General features: G+C 47.8%; 29 protein-coding genes. 8 read left to right on the top strand and 21 right to left on the bottom strand.

What is annotated here, in order from left to right; genetic code table 11:
- Positions 1-85: 85 nt before the first annotated feature.
- The 10 genes from Q0460_RS06590 to Q0460_RS06545 form a co-directional block, all read right to left on the bottom strand.
- The gene (locus Q0460_RS06590) at positions 86-1,162 is read right to left on the bottom strand and encodes a hypothetical protein (RefSeq protein ID WP_299086034.1); all 1,077 of its coding nucleotides are present in this window, start codon (positions 1,160-1,162) and stop codon (positions 86-88) included.
- 100 nt (positions 1,163-1,262) lie between these two features.
- On the bottom strand, positions 1,263-2,294 hold the full coding sequence (locus Q0460_RS06585; RefSeq protein WP_299086033.1) for a hypothetical protein: 1,032 nt from the start codon (positions 2,292-2,294) through the stop codon (positions 1,263-1,265).
- The gene (locus tag Q0460_RS06580; protein WP_299086032.1) at positions 2,281-2,793 is read right to left on the bottom strand and encodes a hypothetical protein; all 513 of its coding nucleotides are present in this window, start codon (positions 2,791-2,793) and stop codon (positions 2,281-2,283) included. The genes Q0460_RS06585 and Q0460_RS06580 overlap by 14 nt, the downstream gene beginning before the upstream one ends.
- A gap of 88 nt (positions 2,794-2,881) precedes the next feature.
- Positions 2,882-3,403, bottom strand: a complete 522-nt coding sequence (locus tag Q0460_RS06575; protein WP_299086031.1) for a hypothetical protein — start codon at positions 3,401-3,403, stop codon at positions 2,882-2,884.
- 7 nt (positions 3,404-3,410) lie between these two features.
- A complete protein-coding gene (locus Q0460_RS06570) occupies positions 3,411-3,917 on the bottom strand; it encodes a hypothetical protein (protein ID WP_299086030.1) in 507 nt (168 codons plus the stop codon).
- Positions 3,904-4,572 (bottom strand): SDR family oxidoreductase, encoded by a 669-nt coding sequence (locus tag Q0460_RS06565; protein WP_299086029.1) that lies wholly within the window; start codon positions 4,570-4,572, stop codon positions 3,904-3,906. The genes Q0460_RS06570 and Q0460_RS06565 overlap by 14 nt, the downstream gene beginning before the upstream one ends.
- A 61-nt stretch (positions 4,573-4,633) precedes the next feature.
- A complete protein-coding gene (locus tag Q0460_RS06560; protein ID WP_299086028.1) occupies positions 4,634-4,777 on the bottom strand; it encodes a hypothetical protein in 144 nt (47 codons plus the stop codon).
- 162 nt (positions 4,778-4,939) lie between these two features.
- Positions 4,940-6,214 carry a spore photoproduct lyase family protein gene (locus Q0460_RS06555; RefSeq protein ID WP_299086027.1) on the bottom strand — a complete coding sequence of 425 codons (1,275 nt, stop codon included), beginning with the start codon at positions 6,212-6,214 and terminating at the stop codon, positions 4,940-4,942.
- Positions 6,215-6,287: 73 nt separating this feature from the next.
- On the bottom strand, positions 6,288-6,767 hold the full coding sequence (locus Q0460_RS06550) for a hypothetical protein (RefSeq protein ID WP_299086026.1): 480 nt from the start codon (positions 6,765-6,767) through the stop codon (positions 6,288-6,290).
- 105 nt (positions 6,768-6,872) lie between these two features.
- Entirely contained in the window at positions 6,873-8,033 is a 1,161-nt protein-coding gene (locus tag Q0460_RS06545) for a hypothetical protein (protein ID WP_299086025.1), read from the bottom strand.
- Between the two features lie 75 nt (positions 8,034-8,108).
- On the opposite strand from Q0460_RS06545, the gene uvrA reads away from it, so the two are divergent.
- Both uvrA and Q0460_RS06535 read left to right on the top strand, forming a co-directional pair.
- Positions 8,109-10,955, top strand: coding sequence for an excinuclease ABC subunit UvrA (gene uvrA, locus Q0460_RS06540; RefSeq protein ID WP_299086024.1), 2,847 nt, complete (start codon positions 8,109-8,111; stop codon positions 10,953-10,955).
- Positions 10,956-10,977: 22 nt separating this feature from the next.
- A complete protein-coding gene (locus Q0460_RS06535; RefSeq protein WP_299086023.1) occupies positions 10,978-12,018 on the top strand; it encodes a hypothetical protein in 1,041 nt (346 codons plus the stop codon).
- Positions 12,019-12,194: 176 nt separating this feature from the next.
- On the opposite strand, the gene Q0460_RS06530 is transcribed toward Q0460_RS06535, so the two are convergent.
- The 5 genes from Q0460_RS06530 to Q0460_RS06510 form a co-directional block, all read right to left on the bottom strand.
- Complete coding sequence (locus Q0460_RS06530; protein ID WP_005870060.1) at positions 12,195-12,632, bottom strand: hypothetical protein; 438 nt, start codon at positions 12,630-12,632, stop codon at positions 12,195-12,197.
- A gap of 10 nt (positions 12,633-12,642) precedes the next feature.
- Positions 12,643-12,978 carry a type II secretion system protein gene (locus Q0460_RS06525; protein WP_297961307.1) on the bottom strand — a complete coding sequence of 112 codons (336 nt, stop codon included), beginning with the start codon at positions 12,976-12,978 and terminating at the stop codon, positions 12,643-12,645.
- 21 nt (positions 12,979-12,999) lie between these two features.
- Positions 13,000-14,097: a peptide chain release factor 2 gene (prfB, locus tag Q0460_RS06520; protein ID WP_298026962.1), complete on the bottom strand. Its 1,098-nt coding sequence runs from the start codon at positions 14,095-14,097 to the stop codon at positions 13,000-13,002.
- A gap of 58 nt (positions 14,098-14,155) precedes the next feature.
- Positions 14,156-14,392, bottom strand: a complete 237-nt coding sequence (locus Q0460_RS06515; RefSeq protein WP_299086022.1) for a hypothetical protein — start codon at positions 14,390-14,392, stop codon at positions 14,156-14,158.
- Between the two features lie 258 nt (positions 14,393-14,650).
- Positions 14,651-14,950 (bottom strand): DUF883 domain-containing protein, encoded by a 300-nt coding sequence (locus Q0460_RS06510; protein WP_299086021.1) that lies wholly within the window; start codon positions 14,948-14,950, stop codon positions 14,651-14,653.
- A 165-nt stretch (positions 14,951-15,115) separates the two neighbouring features.
- Between Q0460_RS06510 and panC the strand changes: the two genes are divergently transcribed.
- Genes panC through Q0460_RS06490 form a run of 4 tightly spaced genes read left to right on the top strand, consistent with a single transcriptional unit; the run spans position 15,116 to position 19,101 of the window.
- Entirely contained in the window at positions 15,116-15,937 is an 822-nt protein-coding gene (gene panC / locus Q0460_RS06505; protein WP_299086020.1) for a pantoate--beta-alanine ligase, read from the top strand.
- A gap of 1 nt (position 15,938) precedes the next feature.
- Positions 15,939-17,450 carry a MiaB/RimO family radical SAM methylthiotransferase gene (locus tag Q0460_RS06500; RefSeq protein WP_299086019.1) on the top strand — a complete coding sequence of 504 codons (1,512 nt, stop codon included), beginning with the start codon at positions 15,939-15,941 and terminating at the stop codon, positions 17,448-17,450.
- Positions 17,447-18,448, top strand: coding sequence for a tRNA lysidine(34) synthetase TilS (tilS, locus tag Q0460_RS06495; protein ID WP_299086018.1), 1,002 nt, complete (start codon positions 17,447-17,449; stop codon positions 18,446-18,448). The genes Q0460_RS06500 and tilS overlap by 4 nt, the downstream gene beginning before the upstream one ends.
- On the top strand, positions 18,445-19,101 hold the full coding sequence (locus tag Q0460_RS06490; protein WP_299086017.1) for a metallophosphoesterase: 657 nt from the start codon (positions 18,445-18,447) through the stop codon (positions 19,099-19,101). Before tilS ends, Q0460_RS06490 begins: the two co-directional genes overlap by 4 nt.
- A 232-nt stretch (positions 19,102-19,333) precedes the next feature.
- Here the strand turns inward: Q0460_RS06490 and Q0460_RS06485 are convergent, their stop codons facing one another.
- Genes Q0460_RS06485 through Q0460_RS06470 form a run of 4 tightly spaced genes read right to left on the bottom strand, consistent with a single transcriptional unit; the run spans position 19,334 to position 22,304 of the window.
- Positions 19,334-20,089 carry a hypothetical protein gene (locus Q0460_RS06485; protein WP_299086016.1) on the bottom strand — a complete coding sequence of 252 codons (756 nt, stop codon included), beginning with the start codon at positions 20,087-20,089 and terminating at the stop codon, positions 19,334-19,336.
- A 46-nt stretch (positions 20,090-20,135) separates the two neighbouring features.
- Positions 20,136-20,789: a lysophospholipid acyltransferase family protein gene (locus Q0460_RS06480; protein WP_299086015.1), complete on the bottom strand. Its 654-nt coding sequence runs from the start codon at positions 20,787-20,789 to the stop codon at positions 20,136-20,138.
- The gene (gene miaB / locus Q0460_RS06475) at positions 20,770-22,065 is read right to left on the bottom strand and encodes a tRNA (N6-isopentenyl adenosine(37)-C2)-methylthiotransferase MiaB (RefSeq protein ID WP_299086014.1); all 1,296 of its coding nucleotides are present in this window, start codon (positions 22,063-22,065) and stop codon (positions 20,770-20,772) included. The genes Q0460_RS06480 and miaB overlap by 20 nt, the downstream gene beginning before the upstream one ends.
- Positions 22,062-22,304: an HP0268 family nuclease gene (locus Q0460_RS06470; protein WP_005870077.1), complete on the bottom strand. Its 243-nt coding sequence runs from the start codon at positions 22,302-22,304 to the stop codon at positions 22,062-22,064. The genes miaB and Q0460_RS06470 overlap by 4 nt, the downstream gene beginning before the upstream one ends.
- A 158-nt stretch (positions 22,305-22,462) precedes the next feature.
- On the opposite strand from Q0460_RS06470, the gene nusA reads away from it, so the two are divergent.
- Positions 22,463-23,590: a transcription termination factor NusA gene (gene nusA / locus Q0460_RS06465; protein ID WP_299086013.1), complete on the top strand. Its 1,128-nt coding sequence runs from the start codon at positions 22,463-22,465 to the stop codon at positions 23,588-23,590.
- A 297-nt stretch (positions 23,591-23,887) separates the two neighbouring features.
- On the opposite strand, the gene Q0460_RS06460 is transcribed toward nusA, so the two are convergent.
- Positions 23,888-24,499, bottom strand: coding sequence for a YiiX/YebB-like N1pC/P60 family cysteine hydrolase (locus tag Q0460_RS06460; RefSeq protein ID WP_299086012.1), 612 nt, complete (start codon positions 24,497-24,499; stop codon positions 23,888-23,890).
- Positions 24,481-24,864, bottom strand: coding sequence for a DUF4878 domain-containing protein (locus Q0460_RS06455; protein WP_299086011.1), 384 nt, complete (start codon positions 24,862-24,864; stop codon positions 24,481-24,483). The genes Q0460_RS06460 and Q0460_RS06455 overlap by 19 nt, the downstream gene beginning before the upstream one ends.
- Before the next feature lie 468 nt (positions 24,865-25,332).
- Between Q0460_RS06455 and Q0460_RS06450 the strand changes: the two genes are divergently transcribed.
- Positions 25,333-25,755 carry an EamA family transporter gene (locus Q0460_RS06450; protein WP_299086010.1) on the top strand — a complete coding sequence of 141 codons (423 nt, stop codon included), beginning with the start codon at positions 25,333-25,335 and terminating at the stop codon, positions 25,753-25,755.
- Positions 25,756-25,842 lie beyond the last annotated feature (87 nt).

Raw genomic sequence — 25,842 nt, 5'->3', positions numbered from 1 at the left:
ATAGCTTAATTTGACAAAAGACTTTTATACGCGTTGCCTGGCTTCTTTCTTAGCGACCTCTTCCCTCATCATTTTATCCTCCTCATTAGATAAATAAATAATCTTTCTTAACGTTATTTATATTTACGCTTTTTCGTAAAAAATATTCTTTAATTTCATCATAAATTTTTTGATTATAGAGATAAACGAGATAATATCTTGGATAAATGGGCTTGTTCCTAAACCATCTGCCATATGATGGGCGTGCGATCCTAATAAACGGCAGAGCCCTAAACCCTTTTAAATTCCTATTTATAAACAGATAAAGTATGAAATTTAATAAAAACCCGAATAAATATGTAAAGAATATCGCTATAAAAAATATATTCCACCATGTTACGCACATAAAAATAGCGATAAAGTACAAAAATATCTTTTCAGATTTTCCTATCTCATATAAACTTGCCAAAATTCCGATAGAGAAATTTAAAGATAAAGTGTTTTCGTCAATTTTGCAGCGTTTTTCAACTAAGTCGTCGCTAATAAATTCTATATAATTGTTTGTAAATTTTATCTTTTGTCTAGGGCGGATTACGGTAAATATGGATATTATAACTGTAGATAGTAAAATAATGAATAAAATAGCGAAATACTGAACTATATCAATATCTTCATGATTTATAAAATCTATAATTAAAAATGCATGTAGTGTAGAGATCGGCAATAATAGGACTAAAGACGAATATACAAAAAATTTTTCATAATTTTTGATAACTATCGGCTCTTTGTCGTAATCCCTGGCTTTGGAATTCTGCAGCAAAGAGCCGCTGTCATCCAAGATAAAATTTTGCTGCTCTGCGCTGTTTTCACAGGCAGAATTCTGAGCCGCTTCGGCTTCTAAATTTAAAGCGCCAGGGTCGGAATTTAGGGTTTCAAAATTTGAAGCTTCGGAATTTGAAGATTTATAATTCAGGGATTTAGAATTTAAGATTTCGGAATTCAGGGATTCAAAATTCAGGAATTCGGAATTCGAAACTTCAAAATTTGAGGCTTCGGAATTCTGGATTTCAGAATTTGGGGCTTTAAAATTTTCGCCGTTAGAATTTTGTTCCAACCCCTGCTTCGGCTCTTGATGCCGCTTTTGTAGTAGCTTTTTTAATTCATCTAGCCTGCTTTGATCCATTTGCCGCCTTTAAATTTGATGGATGCGCCATTTTATACCTCCACTACTTAAAGCTCATTAAATTTTACCGCTCGCACGCTGCGCGCCGTTTGATCAAAATTTAGCTCTCGTATCTTTGCAGCGATTTTTTATATGTTTTCGCCGCAGCGCAGTCCGCGCTCAGATATGCCTCAAACTCCTCGCTAGTAAGCCTGCGCGGCTCATTCACAAGCTTCGTCGCGCCCGCTGCGCCGTTTGGCGTATTTGCGTCCAGATTCGCTTCATTTACGATCTCGCCCCGTCGGATTCGGTTGCTAAAGCCCGCTGCACGCGCTATTTTCGGCGCATACTTTAAAGAAAAGCTTAAATTTTGCGTTTGCAGATTTAAAATTTTACCCATGCACTTGCGCGGACCCGCGATAAAATCGCCATTTTGTATAAGCGTGGCGACGCCAGAGCCGAGCGGACCGCTGTCCGCCAAGCCGTGCAAGCCGCCTGCCGAATCTGGTAAGCCTCCCGCCAAAAGCTCTGCGCCGCTTAGGACGCGCAGACTTCGCACCAAAATCCCGCCGCCGCTTTGCGGGACGCTGCGAAACGAAATGTCAAAGCCGAAATTGTGAAAAAATATCTCGCCCGCCCGCGACGTGCGCTTGTAGGTGTTTCGATCCGCGCCCGTGAAATACGCCTCAATCTCTGCAAAGGCGAATTCCGCGCCGCTTACGCAAAGCACATAGTTTTGCAGCAGATCGCGCATGAAATTTTCGATTTTTGCCTGCGCTCGCTCGGCGTCAAACTGCGCCTGCGGTAGCTCGGCACCGAACACAAGCGCTTGTCTGACGCTCGGCTCCAGCTGCAATGGACGGACGTTAAATTCTAAGTGTGCTTGCTCCGTATCAAGAAACGCTTTCTCAACATCAAACGGCGGCTCGGCATTAAATTTTAAAATTTCATCTTGCTGCGCGCCGCTAAAATATGACTGTCCGCCGCAAAATTCCGCGCCGCCTTGTGATTTTAAGGGCTTGTCGCCGCTCCCATCTCTAGTGCTTCCTGCAAGTTTGGGATTTTTTGAAGCAAGCTTTGAGCCCACAGAAATCCCAAACTCCGCCGCGTCGATTTTTGAGAAAAATTTTTCTAAATTTTTATCGCCTAGCATTTTGCTCTTCCGTAGAATTTCCTTCGCGCTTTGTCGTGTCCGTCTTGTTGCCCGTAGTGCCAGATTTGCCGTTATTTGCCTCGGCGCGCGTTAAATTTCCACCGTCCGTTGCGTTTGCATCGCCTTGCGCTAAATTACCGCTGCCACTCGTCGTGTTTGCTTCGTTATCTTTAAAATTCGAAGCTTCACAACGATCTACACCTAAACGCTCGAAATAATATCTCTCTCGCTCGCCTAAGTTTTCCACTCCTCTTTCGCATACGCGCTTGATATACGCCTTGCTAGGGTATCTAAGCCGATTGAGCGCCAATTCACTACCCGCGTCTGCGCGCTTTATCAGCTTGGCAATGCAGGCGTCATCCTCTTCACTATTTGCGATATAATCCCATATGCCACAGTATCTATCACCGCTCAGCGCCGTAATCAAAAAATAAACCCAAAGCAGGATTATGGCAATCGATATGCTTCCTTTTATTTTTAAAGATCTCTTTTTTACCATGTTTTTCCTTGAGTAATAAATTTTAACTCATTTTTTCATAGATTTGACCAACGGCATAAAATTTACGATATCGCCTTCAAGGCTAATCTTATCGCCCAGCATTTTGTTCTTCCGTAGAATTTCCTTCGCGCTTCGTTTTGTCCGTCTTGTTGCCTGTAGTGTCGGCTTCACCGTTGTTTGCCTCGGCGCGCGTTAAATTTCCCTCGCCGCTCGTTGTGTTCGCATCGCCTTGCGCTAAATTACCGCCGCCGCTCATCGTATTTGCTTCGCCGCCCTTTGATTTGGGCATTTTAAAGCCCCAAATCTCGCAGCGATCCCCGCTAAAGCCTTGGAAATAATATCTCTCGCGCTCGCTCAAGTTTTCTACCCCCTTTTCGCATGTGCGCTTGATATATGCCTGACTCGGATACATTAGCCGATTTAACGCGTGATCGTCGCCAGCATCCGCGCGCTTTATCAGCTTGGCTATACAGGCATCATCCTCTTCGCCCTTGTTGTTTAAAAAAGATTCCCAAATGTTGCAATACGCGCCACTGCTGCTTATATATAGGGCGCATAGAATAACAACCCCCACGATTAACAAAAAAATTTGACTTTTACTAGTTTTCAATTTAGCTTTATCGCCCGACATCTAATCCTCCCGTAGAATTCATATCGCGTTTGATCGCGCCTGCTTCATTGCGGATCGTATTCGTACCTTTGCGCGTTAAATTTCCCTCGTCGCTCGTTGCGTTTGCTTCGCCTCGTGCTAAATTACCGTCGCCGCTCATTGTACCTGCTTTTCCGCCCTTTGATTTGGGCGTTTCAAAGCCCCAAGCTTCGCAGCGATTTTGGATGTAGAGCTCAAAATAATATCTTTCGCGCTCGCCCAAGCTCTCCACTTCCTTTTTGCATGTGCGCTTGATATACGCCTCGTGCGGATATCTTAGCCGATTTGCCGCATATATATTACCCGCGTCCGCTCGCTTTATCAGCTTAGCGATGCAGGCGTCATCCTCTTCGTCGTGCCTGCCTGAAAAAAATTCTCTCGCGCTACAATACCCGCCGCTACCGCTTACAAACGCGGCATAAATAATAATAAGCGCCACAGCTAGCACAAAAACATGACTTTTACCGATTTTCAAGCTCGCCTCCTTCGCGATTAAATTTTGATTTTTTCCGCAGATTTACGATTTGCGGACGGATCGTAAACTCGCTTACATTGGACTTCGTGCGCAGAATTTGCAGCGTAAAATTTGCGATCTCCCCCGCGTCCACGAAGCTCGCCTCATCATCTGCGGGCTCGAAGCTCAAATCCTCGTAAAACGGCGTTTTGGTGATGTCAGGGTTGATGCAGCTTACTCTGATCTGCTTGCGCGCCTCCTCGAAAAGGCAGAGCAGAAACGCCCGCAGCCCCGCCTTGCTCGCGCTATAAACCGCGCTAAAGCGGCTCGCCCGCAGCGCCTCGATCGAGCTGATGCCGATGATATGGGCGTGGTTGCGCTTTAAATTCGGCAAAAGCGCGCGCGTGATGATGATGTTTGCGGCAAGATTTACGTTTAAAATTTTTAAAATTTCACTCTCGCTCATCGCCTCAAGCGGCGCAAATTTCGCCGTACCCGCGCACAAAATCAGCGCGTCAATCTCACACGCCGCAGCCAGCGCGCGGCACTCCTTCGCTAGCGCGTCCGTATCCTCGAAGCGCGAGGCTAGCGTTAAAATTTCATAGCCGTTTTGTCGCAAAAGCTCCGCAACCGCGCTGCCGATACCGCCGCTTGCGCCCGTGATCAATGCTTTCATCTTTTCTCCTTTAAATTTTCATGCCGCTTCGGCGCGTTAAATTTCGCGCGCCGAGTAAATTTTACTGCACTAAATTTTCTCCGCTCGCCGTATCCGCCGCTAAATTTGCGCGATTTAAACATTTCGCGCCGCCGACCTGCGCTGGGTAAAATTTTAAATTTAGCCCGCAGACTTCCTGCTGCGCCGCCGCTTTGTAAAATTTCATCGACGCTCGCTGTGCCCGCCCCGCACGATTTATAAAATTCAATTTTATAGAGCCGGGTGTGCCGCTAAATTTTAACCGCTAGCTCGCTGCAAATTTCGCGCCGTGTCTTTGACGTCGCATACGAGCCGGCACAGACTGCGACATCTGCGACAAACAGTGCGTCTAGCGCCGCCGTATCTTTGCGAAATACGCCGCTTTCATCGCCTCCTCAAACGCGTCGTTGCTTTCGTATTCGCGCCCCAAAACCTCGCGCCACAGGCTTGCATCCTCCATGCAGAGGTAGAAAAACACCCGCTCGCGCCACGGCGAAAGCGCGTCCGCGGCAAATTTAAAAAGCTCGCGCTTGATCTGCGGCGGGTAGGACAGCTTGCCGTTCGCGTCCGCAAGGGGCATCTGTAGAATTTTGCTCCGCAGCCCGCGAGAGCGCAGCTTTTTTACGACGGGTTTGATGAAGGTAAGCGTGCCGAGCGAAACCATCGCAACGCCGCTTGGATCGAAGCGGCGCAGCAGCTGCTCAAAAAGCGCGCCGTAATCGTTTTGCCACCCCTCGTACCAAACCATCGGGTGGAGGTGAAAGCCCACCAAAATGCCGCGCGCCGCGAGCGCTTCGGCTGCCGCCAGCCGCGCATCCAGGCTCGCGCTTAAATGCTCCTCGTTCGCTATGATCGCGGGGGTATTGAGCGAGAAGGTGACGATGAGATTGCGCGGGATCTCGCGCTGCAGGAAAAACCGGATATTGTTCGACTTGCTTTTAAGCTCCAAAATCACGTTTTCATGCCGCGCCGCAAAATCGCATAATGCGCTTAAAATGCCGAAGCGATCGCCCCACATGAGCGAATCGGAGCTCTGCCCCGTGCCGATATGATAGCTGCGCGCGGGATCGAGCCGCAGGCGCGCTAAATTTGCCGCGAAATTCTCGTCAAAGCCGATTTTCCCCTGCTTGTAAAAGGAGCCGATCGCGCAATAGGAGCAGTCAAAGCCGCACGAATTGACCGCATCGAGCGTCAGCAGATTGCAGCAGCGCGTGTTTTCGCTCGCCACCGGACAGCGACCCAAAGCTATGCGATCCGCGCGAAAGGATGAAATTTCAAATTTTTTCGGCGCGTAATCGCTTGTGAAGCTCGCGTATGAATGCGGGCGCGACTTTAGCTCAAGCCAGGCTTCGCGCACGAAATTAAAAATTTGCTCGCCGTTTGGGACTTTCCCTGCTTTATTAAATTTGGCTTTATTAAAATTTAGCTCGCACTGCCCGTCCGCAAGCAGCTCATAAACGGGCATCTCGTCCCACGCCTCAAAATCGCTCGCAAACTCGGCAAGCTGCTTTTTTTGCTGAAATGAAAAGTGAAATTTCTCAAATAACGCGCCTAAAAACGCGCTCGATCGCTCGCCCAGATTCACGCCAAACTGCGCGCCCGGCTCTTTTTTCGCCTCCGTCATCTTGCTCCGCTTCGTTTAAATTTTGCAAATTATACTTAAATTTCGCGCGCCGTCACTGAAAATCGTTGAAATTTCAGATCGCGCTATAGAATAGTCGCTCGAAATAGAAGGCGTAAGCTAGCGTAATAGCGACGTTTAGGATCAAAATTCCGCCTAGTATGAGCTTTTGCGGGATTTTTTTGACGCCCGTTCGGTAGTAATACGGCAGAGCGCAGAAAAACGCGGGCAACACGAGTAGAGCGATACTTAGCGGTATGCCCGCGCCGCCGACGCCTATCTCAGCGCTGCGCACAAACTGCGCCATGGCGGGGAATTTATGAACGGCAAATATAGCCGCTGCAAAAAGTAGCTGCACGCAGACGCAGTAAAATAGGTAGCGCGCGCCTATTAGAGCGTCTTTTAGCCATAGCCCGATGCAGGCAAATGCGAGCAAAAGAGCCAAAAAGACCAAAGAAGGCAGATCCGCGAGCAAATCTACCACGGCATACGCGCAAGCCGCGACGCACGCGCACGCCAAGAGGGCGAAATACAGATAAGAGCCTTTTATTTTCATCGTTTCTCCTGCAACTCCGCAATACCTTCAAATTTCACGACTTATTTGGCGTATGAAGCCAAAATTTCATCTCTCGGCTCGGTTTTTTTGCATACGCTCTAGTAGTTAAATTTTGCCCTTTATTGCGGCGCGGATTTGCGGCAGACGCGCCTTTACGAGCTCATAGACGAAGCTTTTGCAAAGCCGCTCGCCGCCCAAATGATCGCTTACGATCTTCATCATCGCCCACGGCACGCCCGCGCGCTCGCAAGCACTAATAAAAAGCGCGCTCTCCATATCGTAAAGCATAACGCCGCGATTTGCGCGCCTGCGGGTAGCGTCTTTTGCCGTACACGGCGTATTTTGTGTTGCTCGTACTGCGGTATTCGTCGCGACACTGTGCCCGCCTACCGCGATTTGTGAGGGTTTTACGCTCGCTAAATTTTGTGCCTCGACCTGCGTTAAGCTTTGTGTTGCGGCCCGCGTCGCATCGCGCGTGAAATTTTTTGTATTTGCCGCATCGTTCGTTCCTTGCGTTGGGGCTTGTGCGTTTATCTCGCCGCACGCCTTGATCGCTGCGGCATTTGCCCCACGGGTCCGCTCCGCTGCGTTTAAAATTTTAGGCTCGCTTACGCAGATCAAATTTGCTCGCAGCTTGCCGTCTAAACTCGCGCCATAAAATTCCCGCTCGCAAACGTATCGAAATTTTAGAGCTTGCTCGCTGTGCCTCCCAACATGCGAGCGATAAAATTTCGATCCGTCCTCGCCGTAAAATTCCTGCGCTGCCGTGCCGCCAAAGTAAAAGACCTCGCCGATTTGCACGCCTTTATCCGCGCAGCCGCAGACGCCTATGTTTAGCGCAAAGTCCACGCGCCGCGAAAGTAAAATTTCACCGAAGCGCTCTGAATTTCGCGCGGAGTTAAAATTTAAAATTTCAAAATTTTTGGTCGCATTTTTCGCAGAGCCGATCTCTGCATCGCCGTCGCAGAGTGCGTCCGCGTCCGAAGAATGCTTAAATTTTGCGCCCGAGCCGTGTTGGTTCTTGCGGAGCTCACGCCCGAATTCTGCGTCTGTATCGGCACGGCGAATAAATTCTGCGCCGGGTTCGCTCTTAAATTCTATTTCTATACCGCCTGCAGCGCCCGCTTCAAATTTAGCCCCGAACCTCACGCCGCATATGTATAGAAGCATCTGCTCGCCTGCGAACAGATCGCCGCTACGAGTAAGTTTAAAACTCTCGATTATCGCTTGGGCTTCGCAGCGCAAAGCCGTACAGATTAGTATCATCGCCGCCCCTTCCAAAAGCGCAATTTTAACAATTTGAGCTATAATGTAAGATTAATTTGGCACAAAAGGGCGAAAATGAACGATCTCATCACCATCACGGGCGCGCGCGAGCACAATCTGAAAAATATAAATTTACAAATTCCAAAGGACAAACTCGTCGTTTTTACCGGTCTTAGCGGCAGCGGCAAGAGCACGCTGGCGTTTGATACGCTATATGCCGAGGGACAGCGCAGATACGTCGAGAGCCTAAGCAGCTACGCGAGGCAGTTTTTAGACCGCGTAGGCAAGCCCGACGTCGATAAGATCGACGGTCTGACGCCTGCGATCGCGATCGATCAAAAAACGACGTCGAAAAACCCGCGCTCGACGGTCGGCACGATCACCGAAATTTACGACTATCTGCGCCTCTTATATGCGCGCGTGGGGGTGCAGCACTGCCACAAATGCGGCAAGCCAATCTCAAAGATGAGCTCCAGCGACATCATCGCCGAGATTATGAAGCTGCCGCGCGGCGCGAAGGTGATCTTAGGCGCGCCCTTGGTACGCGAGAAAAAGGGTAGCTTCGCCGATATGCTACAGAGCCTACGCGAGCAGGGCTACGTGCGCGCTCAGATCGACGGCGTGCTGGTGCGGCTGGATGAAGAGATCGAGCTAAGCAAGACGAAAAAGCACTCGATCAAGGTCATCATCGACCGCACGATCATCGACGAGGAAAATTCCATCCGTATCGCAAGCGACGTCGAAAAGGCGCTCAAGCTCAGCTTCGGCGAGCTTGAGGTGGAGATCGCAAATGCCGCCGAGCTGGGGCTTGTGCAGAGCCTGATCCACTACAGCGAGCATATGGCATGCTTTGATTGTAAAATTTCATTCAAGCCGCTCGAGCCGCTTGCGTTTAGTTTCAACTCCCCAAAGGGCGCGTGCGAGAGCTGCGACGGGCTGGGAATAAAATTTAGCCTCGATCTAGGCAAGATCATCAACGAAAACGCCTCGATCGAGGGCGGCGCGATTAAAGTGATGTCGGGCTTCAACAAGAGCTATTATTATAAATTTCTGCTCGGATTTTGCGAAGCAAACGGCATAAACATCAAAATCCCGTATGCAAATTTAAGTGAGGAGCAAAAAAAGCTGATCCTCTACGGCAGCGTCAAAGAGATCGATTTTTACTGGAAAAAACATAAGCTCGTGCGAAAATTTGAGGGCGCGATCAAATACGCCTACGATCTGCTCAAGAACGAAAGCGATCTGGACGATTATATGAGCGAAAAAATTTGCCCCGACTGCGGCGGGTTGCGCCTGCGCCCCGAAAGTCTAGCCGTAAAGGTCGCAGATAAGGGCATCGGCGATGTGATAAATATGAGTATCGCAGACTGCGTGGAATTTTTCAGCGACGAGAAGTGGTTTTCAAATTTAAGCGAAAAGGACGCGCAGATCGCGGCACCGATCCTAAAAGAGATCAACGAGAGGCTGTTCTTCTTAAAGGACGTGGGGCTTGGATACCTCACGCTTGGGCGCGATGCGCGCACCATCAGCGGCGGCGAGGCGCAGCGTATCCGTATCGCAAGCCAGATCGGTTCGGGTCTTAGCGGCGTGATGTACGTGCTCGATGAGCCTAGCATCGGGCTTCACGAGCGCGATACGCAAAAGCTCATCAAGACGCTGCGAAGCTTGCAAGAAAAGGGAAATTCTGTAATCGTCGTCGAGCACGATAAAAAGACGATCGAGGCGGCAGACTTCGTCGTAGATATCGGTCCCGGAGCAGGAAATCTAGGCGGCGAGGTCGTATTCGCAGGAGACGTCGCGCATCTGCTTAAAAGCAATACGCAAACCGCGCTGTATCTGAACAACCAAAAGGAGATAAACTACCAAAAGCATCGCAAGCAGGAGATTTGGCTCAGTATCAAAAACGTAAATATCAATAACATCCACGGTCTTTGCGCAAAATTTCCGCTGCGAAATTTAGTCGGCATCACGGGCGTTAGCGGCAGCGGCAAGAGCTCCTTGGTGCTGCAAACCATACTGCCTACCGCGCTTGAGGAGCTAAATCGCGCTAGAAAGGTGCACGCGGTAAAGGACGCTAAAATTTCGGGGCTTGAGAGCCTGGATAAAGTGATCTATCTGGATCAAACCCCGATCGGACGCACCCCGCGCAGCAATCCCGCGACCTACACGGGGGTGATGGACGAGATCCGCGCGCTTTTTGCCGCGACGAAGGAAGCGCAACTGCGCGGATACAAGATTGGCCGCTTCAGCTTCAACGTCAAGGGCGGGCGCTGCGAAAAATGCGCGGGCGAGGGCGAGATCACGATTGAGATGCACTTCCTACCCGATATTAGCGTCGTTTGCGACGTTTGCCACGGCACGAGATACAACGCGCAGACGCTTGAAATTTTATACAAAAACAAAAGCATAGCCGACGTTTTGGCGATGAGTATCGACGAGGCGCTCGAGTTTTTCAAAGCCGTGCCTAAAATTTATCAAAAGCTAAAGACGCTAGCGGACGTCGGGCTCGGCTACGTTTCGCTAGGCCAGCCCGCCACGACGCTTAGCGGCGGCGAGGCACAGCGCGTCAAGCTCGCCAAGGAGCTAAGCCGCACCGACACGGGCAACACGCTATATATCCTAGACGAGCCCACGACGGGGCTTCATTTTGCAGACGTAGATCGCCTGGTGGCGGTGCTGCACCATCTGGTCGATCTGGGAAATTCCGTCTTTGTGATTGAGCACAATCTGGACGTCATCAAAAACTGCGATTACATCATCGATATGGGGCCAGAAGGCGGCGAGGGCGGCGGACAGATCGTCGCTTGCGGCACCCCAGAAAAGCTAGCAAAAGATTTCAAAAAGACCGGTAGCTATACGGGGGAATTTTTGGCGCAGGAGCTAGGGGCGATGAAAAGCGCAAGCAAAAATAATCGAGTTTGAAAGCGCCTTATCGGGGGCAAGAATGGATCAAAGCAGGCTAGATGAATTAAGAAAGCTACTACAAAAGCGACATCAGGAGCCAAAGCGGGGCTTGGAACAAAATTTTAACGGCGAAAATTCTAAAGCCTCGAATTTTGAAACCAAAAATTCCGAAGTCTCAAATTTTGAAGTTTCGAATTCTGAAGTTTTAAATTCTGAATCCCTGAATTCTGAACCTCCGAATTTCGAATCTCTGAATTCCAAAGCACCGAATTTCGCTACTGACGCTTTAAATTTAGAAACCGAAGCGGCTCAGAATTCTGCCTTTGAAAACAATGCAGAGCCGCAAAATTTTATCTCGGATGATAGCGGCTCTTTACAGCAAAATTCCAAAGCCAGAGATTACGACAAAAATCCGTTAATCATAAAAGATCATACTTATTATGACTATATGAAATATTCTATAGTTCCTACTATGGTAGGCTTGTTAGTAGCGCTTGCATTTGCCACTATCGTAAATCCCATAAACATTAAAATGTTTCGCCTCCTTCCTTTGGTCTTGGTAATATTCGTAACAAATTTTATGAATAGAGACGGCGCGTACTTCGTGTTTTATAACGATAAAATTTTATATTACAATAAAAATAAGATTCGTAAAACGTTCGAGATAAATACAATCGGCGCTATGGCTTTAAGCTTTGATTGGAGATGGAGCTGGAAACAAAAAATACCTATTTATATAAAGGCCTTTCTTGTTCTTTGGTTTTTGCTCGGCTGCTATACGACGGGAGAGCCGATCAATGGCGTGGCGATAATTTTTACTTTTTGCTTTTCCATTTTAACTACCAAAGCCTATATGCATCTACTTAACGGCAGTCTTAGCTTTTTCGGTCTTCACGATCAGCTCGTGCTTTATAAGGAAAACGCTGAGGTCGAGATACTAAATATCTTGATGGCAAATAAAGAGGAGTATCTGCAGCTGAGAGATTATTTTATGCAGACGATGCAAAAAGATATAAGCAATCTAGCTCGCACGATGTCAATTTTTAACGAAAAAATAGAATTTAGAAAATTTAAATTTTAAAGGCGTATGTTATGGAAGGAAATTGAGAAGGCAAGGAAAATTTTAGCTATTGCGGCTAGATAACAGAATTTCATGCAACAAATTCCATCCCGCGATACGGCGGAATGGAATTTGAAAGCAGCTCATTGGTAGCGAGTAAATCTAAAATAGAATTTTAAAATTTAAATACCAAAGCCTTAGCCATTATATCCTAAACGGCGCATATTTGCGCACGCGTCCTTGTAGCCGTAATAGCACGAGATGCGGTATAGATCAATGGCGTTAAATTTGTTTTGCTCCACACCCTCACCTTTTTCAAACATCGCTGCGAGCTTCTGGCAAGCAGGGAAGTTTTGAGAGAGCGTGCACGCAGCGTTGTAGGCGTTAGCAGCGGAAGCATAGTCGTGCTTGGAATACATAGAATCCGCAAAATTTAGACACATTGCGCCATTGCCGTTTTTGCATGCATCGCTTTGCACGACGCTGCCTTGTAGGTTCATCGCACGGATACCGTCTTGAACGTCGGCGAAAGAATATTTGCCGCTCTTTGGCGCATCGACTGCGCTCTTTGGCGCATTGCTAACGCAGCCTGCCAAAAATACTCCGGCGGCGATCAAAGCTAGAATTTTTTTCATATTTTGCTCCTTAATTTTTTGAAATTTGGCGACCCAAAACGTAATAGGTCTCTTTGCCCGCGACCTTTTGCAGCTTGAGCTTAAATTTTTCCGACCAAGAGCGGATAATCTGCTCCGCAGCGGTCTTGCGCTCCTCATTTGTAGCATCGTTTTTGATCTTAAAATACGGGTTTGAATTCGACATCGCCACGTGCGCACCGTAAATTTTAAGCTTATCGTTCAGCCCCACGATGCGATCAAGCTCGTTATCCTCAAAATCGCACTTCGATAAAATTCCTCGCAGCTGTGCGACCGTCGCGTCGTTTACGCTATATCCTAGCGCTAGCAAAATTCCATCTTCACTCATTCTCATCCTTTCGAAAAAAATTTATCTGTTCGCTTGTGAAATCAAAACGCCTTCGATTATGCTTTTTATATCGCCGTCTAAAATCGCATCGGTTTGGCTATACGCCTCGCCGCTGCGGTTATCCTTAACCTGTTGATACGGGAAAAGTACGTAGGAGCGGATCTGGTGCCCCCAGCCAATCTCGCTTTTAGGCGTGTTCTCGTCCTTTTCGCGCTGTTTCATCAGCTCAAGCTCGTAAAGGCGCGACTTTAGCACCTTCATCGCCGTTTCTTTGTTTTTGTGTTGGCTTCTGTCGTTTTGGCAGTTTACTACGATGCCCGTCGGGATGTGCGTGATGCGCACGGCACTTTCGGTTTTATTGATATGCTGCCCGCCTGCGCCGCTTGCGCGAAACACATCGATGCGGATATCCTTCTCTTCGATATTTATCTCGATATCATCATTTAGCTCGGGGCTTACCATCACGCTTGAAAAGCTCGTGTGTCTGCGCCCTGCACTATCGAATGGGCTTACGCGCACCAGGCGATGGATACCGTTTTCGGCTTTCAGATATCCGTAGGCGTTCTCGCCGCGCACGATGAAGCTAACGTCCTTAAGACCCGCTTCCTCGCCCTCTTGAAAGTCTAAAACCTCGATCTTAAAGCCCTCTCGCTCGCAAAAGCGCAGATACATGCGGTATAGCATACTCGCCCAGTCGTTGCTCTCCGTACCGCCCGCGCCCGGATGAATGCTGACGATAGCGTTTTTATCGTCGTTTTCGCCGCTAAGCATCATAGAAATTTCTAAATTTATGATCTTGTCCTCTAGCTCGTCCGCCTCAGCAAAAAGCGAGTTTATCGTCTCCTCATCGTTTTCCGAGTTTGCCAGCTCATATAAGCCCTTCGCGTCGTCTACGGCGTTTTTAGCGTTTAGAAATTTATTTAAGATATTTGAAATTTTAGTTTTTTCCTTGCCGATAGCGCCTGCTTTTGCGACGTCCTGCCAGAGATTTTGATCGTTTTCAAGCTCCTCGATCTCTTTTAGGCGCGCTTTAATGTTCTCCGGTTTTACGACGCCTGCAATATTTTCGACTTTAGTATTTAGGGTTTTTAAAAGTTCCGTGTATTCGTAATTATCCAAAATTTAAGACCTTTTTATGCTTTTGGCGTGATTATAACATATTTTGGATTAAGGTTGTTTATAAAATTTTATTTAAGGCGGGCATTATTAAGCATTTATCTATTATGGATATCAAAACCTGCTTAATATTACCGTGATTAATCAGTTTAAGCTCCGTCGAGAGATCGGGCAAAGGGTCGTTCAATAGCAGTTTTAGCTTTGCTTCTTCTAGCTTTAACTTTTTACAATCGGCTTTTTTGTCTTCAAGCATAGACACCACTACTCTTAGCTTTTCTTTTGTTATATCACTTTGCACGGAATACCTTGTATACGATAATTGAAGATAAAAAAGCTACAGCAGAGCAGGCAAAATACGCCCAAATTTCTCCGATAGTTTTTTCAAGAAGCACATACAGCCCTAGCAAAAAGAAAACTAAGCCTATAATGCAAATTACGCCCGTAATTATATTTAATAAAACCGAATTGGCGCTCTTTAAAAAAGAACGCCTAATATCACTAGCTTGAGCGTCTACGAGCTCTACTACCGAAACTATAAATTCAGATATGCCAGCCATTATTTTTTAAGCAGCCAAGCGAGCAAAAATCCGACGCCCGCAGCGATAGCGATGCTTTTTATCGGATCTTGTTTTATCGTGTCATTTACGCTTTCTATGCCATCTTTGCCTTTGAGCCTTAGATCATCTATATATTTTTTGATCTCATTGCTATTTAGCTGATCTAGAATTTTATCTTTAGCAGACTCCGCACGCTCTGCGCCTATGTTTTTGATGGACTTCATAATCTCCTTAAAATCCGCTTTCAAAGAGTCTATATCCTTTTTCAAAGACTCTAAATTTATCTCTTGAGTAGCCATTTTCGCTCCTTTTCAAGTTTATTTTAAAGCTAAAGCTCGTGATAGATTTTAGTACTCATTGATTAACGCTCGCTAAATAGACCGCCCTTTCGCGCTTAATTTATACCTTTAATATTTTTTGATATAATTGCCAGCCTTAATATTTTATATTGAAAAGAGAGAACAATGCAAATTATTAGAAGCATAGAGGAGCTAAAAAGCTTCAGAGCATCAGCAAGCGGCAGCGTGGGCTTCGTACCTACGATGGGGGCTTTGCACGCAGGGCATGCGAGCCTCATAAAAAGAGCGCGGAACGAAAACGACATCGTAATCGTCTCCGCATTCCTCAATCCGGCGCAGTTTTTGCCCGGCGAGGATCTAAACAGCTACCCAAAAAACGAAGCGGGCGATATTAAAATTTGCGAAAGCCTCGATGTGAACGCGCTTTTTATCCCAAGCACGGATGAAATTTACGGCACGGAGGAGCCAGCGATAATAGCACCTAAGCCGATAAGTGAAATTTTAGAAGGCAAAACGCGCCCTGGGCACTTCGACGGCGTGCTTAAGGTATTAAATAAGCTTTTTAATCTAACTCGTCCTAGCAACGTTTATATGGGCAAAAAGGACACCCAGCAGCTTTTCATCGTGCAGAAGATGGTAAAGAGCTTTTTTATGCCTATAAATATCATCCCTTGTGAAATCGTGCGCGAGAGCGATGGGCTCGCGCTTAGCTCGCGCAACGCCTATTTGGATGAGGAGGGAAAGCTTATGGCGCTTAAGCTTTCGCGCTCCTTGCTAAACGCCAGCTCGCTTATTAAAAAAGGCGAGATCAGCCTAAATATCATCCGCGAAAAGATGCTTAGCGTGCTTGAGCCGCTGGCGGTTGATTACATAGCGTTCGTAGATTATAAATTTAATGAAATTTCGCAGATCAAGCAAGGCGATACGATAATCCTGCTTGCCGCAAAGGTCGGCACAACCCGCCTGATCGATAATATCTGGCTGTAAAATGGCAAAACTCCATCTCGTCTCGCTGGGCTGTAATAAGAATTTAGTTGATAGCGAGATCATGCTTGGGCGCTTGCAAAACTATGAGCTCACGGATGAGCCTGCGAGTGCAGACGTGATGATCGTAAATACCTGCGGCTTCATCGCAAGCGCCAAGCAGGAGAGTATCCGCACGATTTTGAAACTTAGCGAGCAGAAAAAAAGCGGCGCGCTGCTGATCGTCACGGGCTGCCTTATGCAGCGCTACAAGGACGAGCTTATGCGCGAACTGCCCGAGGTCGATATTTTTAGCGGCGTCGGCGACTACGATAAAATCGATGAGATGATTTTAAAAAAGCAGAATTTATTTAGCCCGCAAACCTATCTGCAAAGTCCCGCGCTTACCTCTTCACGCGTGATAACGGGCTCAAACTACCACGCTTACGTTAAAATTTCGGAAGGCTGTAATCAAAAATGCTCTTTCTGCGCCATTCCGAGCTTCAAAGGCCGCCTAAAAAGCCGCAGTATAGACGACATCGAAGCGGAGGTGCGCGGCTTGGTAGCGCGCGGATTTTACGATTTCAGCTTTATCGCGCAGGATTCCAGCAGCTACGGCCGCGATCTAAGGCGCGGCAAAAACGGCGGATCAAATTTTAAAGGCTCTCGCGATAAGTTAAATTCCGCATTCTTTCGCGACGGGCAGAATTCCGATGGCTCAAGCGGCGGCGCGGCAGATAGAATTTCCACTCAAAGTAGACTCGTCTGCGATAAGGGCTCTGGCGGCGAGAGTGCGGACGACGAAAGAGCCCACGAGCAGGACATAGATCTTGTCACACTGATAAAACGCGTCGAAAAAATAAAGGGCGTCAAGGTCGCGCGCGTGCTGTATCTTTACCCCACCAGCACCGACGAGCGGCTCATCCGCGCGATCGTGGACTCACCCGTTTTCGCAAACTACTTCGACATGCCGATCCAACACATAAACGACAAAATGCTAAGCCTGATGAAGCGCGGCGCAGGCGCGGCGCGGATCAAAGAGCTTTTAAGCTTAATGCGTGCAGCGCCAAACTCGTTCCTCCGCACGGGCGTCATAGTGGGGCACCCTGGCGAGGGTGAAGCCGAATTTGACGAGCTTTGCGACTTTTTGCAGGAGTTTAAATTTGATAGAATTTCGGCTTTTGCTTACAGCAAGGAGGAGGATACGGCGAGCTTTACGATGCCGCAGATCCCTGCGCGGACAATTAGCCGCCGCCTAAATAAAATCGAAAAAATCACGCGCGAGGCGATAGATAATAGCATGCGCGCGCTCGTAGGCAAAAAGATGCCCCTAATAATCGAAGGCGCCAGCAGCGAGGGCGAGTTTTTTTACGGCGCTAAGCCTCTTGCATGGGACAAGGACATCGACGGCGAAATTTTAATCAACGAAAGCTACGTGCAAAATCTAAAAGTAGGCGGTCTATACGAGTGCGAAATCACGGAATTCGCAGGCGATAGGCTACTCGCGCGAGTACTAAAAAGCTCGCAAGGACAATGAAAAACTCGCCCGAAATTCCAAGCAAAATTCTAGCCTTGCTGCGGACCGGCAAAAACCTACTTGCCTTTTCACACGGCGTCGATAGTACGGCGCTTTTTTACCTTCTGGACGAGGCGGGCGTGAAATTTGACCTTACGATCGTGGATTATAACGTCCGCGCGCAGAGCAAGGACGAGGTCGCCTCGGCAAGACAGCTTGCGCTTAAATTTAACAAACAAATCTACGTAAAAAGCGTGCGTCTGGGCGCGTCAAATTTCGAGCACGAGGCACGCGCGGCAAGATACGAGTTTTTCGCCGATATTTGCCGCGAGCATGGATATGAAAATTTGATCTTAGCGCATCAGTTTGACGATAAATTCGAGTGGTTTTTGATGCAGCTTGGGCGCGGTGCTGGGCTTAGCGAGCTGCTTGGCATGCAGGAGATCGAAGCCCGCGAGGACTACGTGATCGCTCGTCCGCTTCTAGGCGTTCGAAAGTGCGAGCTGGAGCAGTTTTTGTGTGAGCGAAACCTAAAATACTTCACCGACGAGACGAATTTAACGGACCTGTTTAAACGTGGATTTGTTCGCGCTAAATTCAGCGAGCCGTTTTTAAACGAGTACTTTAGCGGCGTAAAAAAGAGCTTTGAGTTTTTGGAGACCGACGCGTTAAATTTAACTCCCGAAATTTCTAATCCGGCGCCTAAAATTTATCTCGTAAAACGTGGTGCAAACGAGATTCGCGGCGTGGGTCTTGCCTGCAAGCGGCTAGAGCTCGTGCTAAGCTCGGCGCAGCGAAACGAATGCGCGCGCTGCCTGGAAAGCGGCGCTGACTGCGTGCTAGGCGGCAAGGTAGCCGTCGGAGCTGGCGCAAATTTTATCTTTGTGACGCCTTACGTTAAGCCAGCGATGGACAAGAAATTTAAAGAAGCGTGCCGCACCCTAAAAATCCCGCCGATAAACCGCGGATTTTTATTTGCCGTGGGAGCGGATCTTGCGCTATTTGAGGAGCTTTTATGAGCGTTTATTTTACCTCCGATCTGCACTTCGGCCACGAGCTGGTGCTGAAAAAATATCCGAATTTTAGAAAAGGCGCAAACGTAGCCGAAATGGATGAAAATCTCATTGCCGCTTGGAATGCGCTCGTTACGCCAGAGGATCTCGTCTATAATCTCGGCGATGTCTCCTTTCACAAGGATGTTGCGCACACTTGCGAGTTACTTCGCAGACTAAACGGGCGACATTTTTTGGTGCTCGGTAACCACGACGGGCGCATCGCTGCGATGAAAAACGAACTGCTAAGCGGACGCAAGGCGGACGGCAATTTTATGTTTGAGCAGATCGTGGGCTACGCCTTTGTACGCCTATCGCATAAGAGAGCGGCTCTGTCTCACTACCCGATGATCGAGTGGGCAAACTGCCATTATGGCGCGCTGATGCTCTACGGTCACCTGCACGCAGATATGGCTGAAGTTTCGGGCAGGGCGCTAAACGTGGGCTTTGATCTGCACGGCAAAATTTTAAGCGAAGACGAGGTGTGGTCGTATCTGAAAGATATCCCGCCCAAGGCCCATCACGCAAGCGAGCTAGAGGGCATTAGCGAAAGCGACGACGTGGAGCAAAGGCGAGCTTTGATAGAAAATTTTTTACGCAAAATTAATCTGGATTCGTGAAAAAGATAAAATTTACGGCGCAAGACGGGCCCTTTGCGGCAAATAAGCTTAAATTTAAAAGCGAGCCGTTTAAAATGCCGATGATTTTGCCCAGTCAAAATTCCATTCTGCAACGCAAAATAAATTTAACAAAACGCAACCGCGAACAAGCAACCAAATCGTACCGAGCAAGCGCAATACTGCAAAGATAAAATTTTAAAATTCTGCCTAGGTACGGAGCGAAAAATTTGATCTAGCGGGCTTCCAGCATTGCGATTTTGTTGATGTAATCGGCGAAATTTAGATTTATCAGATTTGTTTTGATGAAGATGCGCGTAAAAATCACATAACCGATCTCGTTGCTAAGCGTGCCATCTGAGTAGATGAAAACATTGGTGAGAAACTCGCTATTTTCGGATTTATAGAAGGTCTCGATTTGAAAATTTAAAAGCTCGTAAAATAGCTCGTCAGTATCGCTCATCGCTGCCTGCATCTCCTCGTCGATACGCATTATGTCGGCGTAGAGCACGCGCTCTTGGTTGGCGACGACGAAACATGCGCGGTTATTAAATTTCAGCGCAAACATCGCCATGTTTTCAAAATCGCTTTGATTTTTTAGCAAGAAGTATAAAATTTTAAATAAACTAGCGTGCGAGTTAAATTCTATTCCAAAAGTCTCATCCGCCGCCTGTGCACTTGCGCGAGGAAATTCCACTATGAAGCTATCATCGACTTTTTGATAAATGCTATTTTCTTTAATCATATAATCTTCGTTAAAATGCACTCTTTGATTTTCGTCGTCTATCAGCACACAAGAGATTAAATTTTTATCACTCAGATCCGCAAAGCCCGCCAGCGAGGTAGCCAGATCATTTTCTTGCGCGATGGGAAAACGATCGGATTTCTCATCCAAAATTCTTTTACCAAAGCCCAATTTTCTATAAAAAAACTCGCATGCGTCGGCACTTTTAGCGACGCCGAGGAATGATTTTGCTTTAAATAGTGCCATTTTTTCTCCTAAAATTGTAATTATATCGAAACACTATTATTTCAAACTAAAATTTAGCGTCCTTCTCGGCGCTTGCAAAAAGCAGTTGCCTGATCGCCTCTTTGCCCGCATCAAGGTCAAGCCCTGCTAAGCTTAGCGGTGCGCTGAGGCTGTAATTTATGCGCGAAAACGGCTTTGGCAACACCATCTCGTCCCAGCTGCGAAATTTCCAAAAACTGCTCGCTTCGTAATTTAGCGCGTAAATATCTAAGTTTAGCCGCTGCGCAAGGATCACGGCACCGTCGGCGACGCTGTGAAGCGGACCCCGCGGACCGTCGGGAGTGATGACGATGTCGGTGCCGCTTTTTATCTCTTTGATCGCACCCATAAGTGCGCGCGCGCCGCCCTTAAAGCTACTGCCGCGGATCGCGCCGATGCCAAAATGCGAGATCACGCGCGTGATTATCTCGCCGTCTTTGTGATCCGAGATGATGACCTTGGCGCGTCGCTTGCTGCCGAAATCCCGCAGCCACCAGCGCCTATAAGCAAAGCTCATCATCGCCAGTCTTCCATGCCAAAATACGACGACGCAGGGCTTTTCAGGCAGCTTCGTGGAGGTAAATTTAACCCTGCACGTTAAAAAAATACACCAAATCAGGATAAAAATGAGATATTCGGCGACGCGGAAAAATAGCCGCTTTTTAAGCGATAACTTTTCCATAAAGCGCCATTCTGGCGGTCTTTTCGATACGTACTCTGCGCGTTTTGCCTAGCAGCTCCTCGCCGCCTTGCGCGCAGATTAAAAAATTTGAAAAGCTTCTACCGCACGCGGTGCCGTCCTCGCGCAGTTCCTCGAAATATACGTCGAAAATTTTATCTTTTTGCGCCCCTGCGATCTCGTCTAAAATTTTAGCGTGAGCGCTTTGCAGCCTGCTTAGCCTTTCGCTTGAAATTTCATCATCCAGCGGCTTTAAATTTGCTGCGGGCGTGAGCGGTCTCGGGCTAAATTTAAAGGAAAAAACCTGCTCGAATTTCACCGCCTCTAATACCTCCATCGTCTCAGCAAAATCATCCTCGCTCTCGCTCGGATAGCCCACGATGATGTCGGTGCTAATCGCCGCGTCCGGGCAGCTCTTGCGCAGTTTAAGCGCGCGATCTAGATACCACTGCTTGGTATATCCGCGCTTCATATCGCGCAAAACCTTACTCGAGCCGCTTTGCAGCGGCATATGCATCGATTTGCAAATTTTAGGATTATTGCAAAAAACGTCCAAAAATTTATCGTCCATATGCAGCGGATGCGGGCTGGTAAAGCGGATGCGCTCGATGCCCTCTATCTTGCTAAGCCGCACGAGCAGGTCGCTGAAGTCAATTTTTTCGTGGGCATTAGAAAAGCGCTTGCCGTAATTATTGACGTTTTGGCCGAGCAGAAATATCTCTTTGGCGCCGCGAGCTGCGGATCTTTCGGCTTCGCGCAAGATGATTTGAGCAGGGATCGAAATTTCATCGCCTCTAGTCTGCGGCACGATGCAGTAGGAGCACTTTTTGTCACAGCCGATCATTATGTTTATGAATGATTTATATGGCGAGCTCGCGAAATCGCCGAATGCAAACTCGCTCTCGTCGTAGTTTATGTCCGTGCTGATAAATTTTGGCGTACGTACGGCTTGTGAAATTTTAGATACGTTTCTAGCACCCAGTACGAAATCCACGAATGGCGCGCGTTTAAAAATCTCTCCGCCCAGATGGCTTGCGGTGCAGCCGCAAACGCCGATTTTGGAGCCTCTTTTCCGCGCTTTATCGAATGCGCCGATCTCGCTAAAAAGCTTATGCACGGGCTTTTCGCGCACGGAGCAGGTATTTATTAAGATCAGATCCGCAATATTTACGTCATCGGTAATCTCGTAATCTTGCTCTTTTAGCTGCGCGATAATATGCTCGCTATCGCGCACGTTCATCGCGCAACCTAGGGTCTGGATGAAGAGGAGTTTGCTCAAAGGATATGCACCTCGTACATATACTCGTTTTCGTTCAGCCCGTATCGCACTATGCGTTGATACACGCTAAAACCCTTAGTATCGAAAAAATCCACCAAAGCGGCTAAATCTTTTTGAGAATTTTCTCTATCCAGATAAAATATTTTCTGTCCGCTCTTTTCTACTTGGGCTTGCAAATCCTCGATCTTAACGCTTTTTGGCTTAGAGGCAAGCTCCGTTCTGGCAAGTTTTAGCTGCATGATCTATCCTTTCATTTATCTTTTTAAACCCGCGAGTTTAGCGAAATTTAGATAATAATTCGTTTAAATAAAAATAAAGTCAAAATTCCATATAATACCGCACTTCAAAATTTAAAATCCAAATTTAGTAGCACGAAATCAAATCTTAAGGAAAATTTATGGAAAAAATCACCGACATCATCGAGTCGATTGCAAATGAAAAGGGGCTTGAGCCCGCAGACGTCAAAGAGCGCGTCAAAACGGCGTTCATCCAGACCGCAAAAAGACTTTTCGGCGAGGAGTATCTCTACGACAGCGAAGTCGATCCACAGACCAAACGCGTTAAGCTTTACCAAAAGGTCCACGTCGTCGCGGATGATGATGAGCGGCTCGGCGATCACAACTTCATCGCGCTGAGCGAAGCCAAAAAAATAGGCGAAAACGCGGAGATCGGAGATGAGCTAAGCTACGAAATAAATATAGAAAACCTCGGCCACACGGCTTCCGGCGTGCTAGCCAGAGAGCTAAATTTTCACATCCAAAGGCTGCTTGAAGAGAAAATTTTTGAAAACTATAAAAGCAAGGTGGGCACCCTCACCCACGGCACGGTCACCAAGATCGATCACGACGGCACAACCTACGTAGAGATCGAGGATACGAAGGCTTTCATGCCGCAAAAAAATCGCATCAAGGGTGAAAATTTCAAAGTGGGCGACGTGCTGCAAGCCGTCATAAAAAACGTAGCCATCGACAAATCCCACGGTATCCGGCTGGAACTTTCGCGCACCAGCCCGAAATTCCTAGAAGCCCTACTCGCCGCCGAAGTTCCCGAGATCAAAGACGGCAGCGTCATCATCCAAGCCTGCGCAAGGATTCCGGGTAGGCGCGCTAAGATCGCACTTAGCGCCGTCTCGCCAAATGTCGATCCGGTAGGCGCTACCGTCGGCAAAGGAGGCGCTCGCATCGACGCGGTGAGTAGATTTTTAAGCAAAAATTTGCAAGACGGAAGCGGCGGCGAGAGCATTGACGCGTTCGAGTACTCCGCAAGCCCCGAAATTTTGATCACTCGCGCGATGGCGCCAGCGATCGTAAACTCGGTCAAAATAACGCAAGACGGCAAGGCGATCGTCTACGTAAACCCCGATCAAAAAAGCAAAGCGATCGGCAAAAATGGTCTAAATATCCGCCTCGCCTCGATGCTGTGCGGCTGCGAGATCGAGCTTATCGAAACCGGCTCAGCGAGTGAGAAAAAGGTTTCCAAGGAAGAAGGTCTTAAAAATCTCGAAGCGCTTTTCGGCGAGCTGTAGAGGCCAGGTGCGCTTTACTTTTTGAAATTTTGCAAGTTGCGCGCTCTATAAAATTCCACGCCAACCAAATTTTGCAAATTTAGTAATTAGTGGAATTTTGTAATTTAGTACTCCACGAAATTCTATATTACGTAAAATTTTACGCCGTTTCGGAATTTTAAAATTTAGCGTACAAATTTTGACCAAAATTTTACGGCGCAGAATTCTAAGCTTAAATTTTATTTATGCGCGGATTTAAATTGATGCGATATTTAAATTTACACAGCGCGCAAAATTCCGGTCCAAGCTAAGTCGCGCCTACCGCTCGTATAAAATTTCGACGCCGCCGTAGTGCCAAAATGCCTTCGGCGCGAGATATTCGCCGCCCAGGACGGCTAAGCTTAGCTTAAAATATTGCGGAGAAAATTCCGTGATTTTAGAGATTTCTTGCTCGAGCAACGTCGTGCAGTATAGGTTCGCTTCGCCGCGAGGTCTTAGCGCAAAGCCCTCGCCGACGCGCTTAAGTAAAGAGGCGGCTAGGCGCGCCTTTTGCTCCTCACTTAAAAAATTTATCCGCGCCGCGCCAAAGTCTCGTGCATGCGCCAAAAACTCCCGCATCGAAACGGTCGTGACGCCGTCTCGCTCGCCTTCACCCGTTACGGCGTGCACCACCAAAAGCGGGCGCTCGCGCACGATCATGCCTATATGCGAGTATTTAAAATCCGTCGTAGCCGCGATAATGCGGCTATCTGTAACGTCGCCCAGGCGAAAGACGAGATCGCCCGTGCGTAGATTTGATAAAATTTCATCCGGCACCCGCAGCGGCTCTTTCGCGGCCGGCGCGCGCGTGAGCGTCCAAAGCTCGCCGAGGCTGCCCAGAGCAAAGATCAGACAAACGAGAAGCTTTTTGGCTAAAGCGCAACCTTCCATTTGCCGTCTTTTTTGACGAGTTTAACGCTCTCGGTGCGGTTTGTGCCGTTTTTAAAAGACACGACGACTTTCACGAGCGCCGATTCCTCGTCGCTATTTTGCAGCTCGCCCGAGACGCCCTTTAGCCCCTCGCGCTTGGAGGCCTCCTCCTTGCCGGCACCTGCCATTTGCATCAGTTTGCCGTTTATCATCTGCATAGAGCCGTCGTCCGATCTGTCCTTATCGGGTATGTCTATAGCATCCACCAAAGTCTTAGAATCGCCCTCGTATAGGGCTCTGATGAAGTCCTCGGCTACACCTTTCGGGTCGCTGCCGCAGCCCGCTAAAACGAATATCGCAATGAGTGCGAGTAGAAATTTTTTCATAAGCTCTCCTCGTAGAAATCTTGAGACTCTATATACAAACGATAAATATTTTTTAAATTCAGATCTTTCTGCTCGGGGGAATTTATATAGCGTTTGGATTTGCGAAAGGCGTATTCGGTCGTGCTTTTGTTGAATTAAAATAAAATTTTGCATTCAGAGAAAAGCTCGTCTTGCCTCGATAAAATTTTATCTTGCCAAAGTGAAATTTTATAGCAACTCCTGCGAACCGTGTCTTGCGGCACACCACTTAAACGGCGCCCAAACTCATTCGGTAGCGCGCGAGGCGAGCTTTGCTTGTCGGAACTGAAATTTAGCCGTATTTTGCAGCTAAAATTTTAAAATTTCAATGCCGCCTTCGTAGGATTGCTCGCTCGCGATTTAGCTTTTTGCTGCGACACTCGCGAAATTATAAGGAAATTTTACCTAAATAGGGCTATAATCCAATAATTCATTTCATAAAGGAATATCATGGAGACATGGGCGGTTTGGGCACTTGCATCAGCACTCTTTGCAGCGCTGACTGCGATATTTGCAAAAATCGGACTCGAAGGGATCAACTCTCACTTTGCGACTTTTATCCGCACGATCATCATCGCCTTTTGCCTCGCCGTGTTCCTACGCTACGCTAAAGCCTGGCAGCCGTTATCGAGCCTAACCCCTCGCAACTGGGTATTTTTGATACTAAGTGGGCTGGCGACGGGTGCATCGTGGCTAGCATATTTCAAAGCCCTGCAAATCGGCAAAGCCTATCAAGTAGCACCGATCGATAAGCTAAGCGTGGTGCTCGTTGTAATCATCGCTGTGATCTTTTTAGGCGAGCGCCCGAGTCTTCGCGAATGGCTCGCGTTAGCACTCATCGGCGCAGGCATAATAATGCTGGCGTTTAAATAGGGTGAAATTTGCTTTAAATCTATCTCTTGTGCTCTTTTTAGCCGCTACGCCATACGCTTTGCGGTCAGATAAACCCACTGCCGCTTC

The sequence above is a fragment of the uncultured Campylobacter sp. genome, assembly GCF_937980635.1.
Lineage (GTDB): Bacteria > Campylobacterota > Campylobacteria > Campylobacterales > Campylobacteraceae > Campylobacter_B.
Note: the sequence above shows the minus strand (reverse complement) of the source record. Positions and strands in the feature narration are given on the sequence as shown.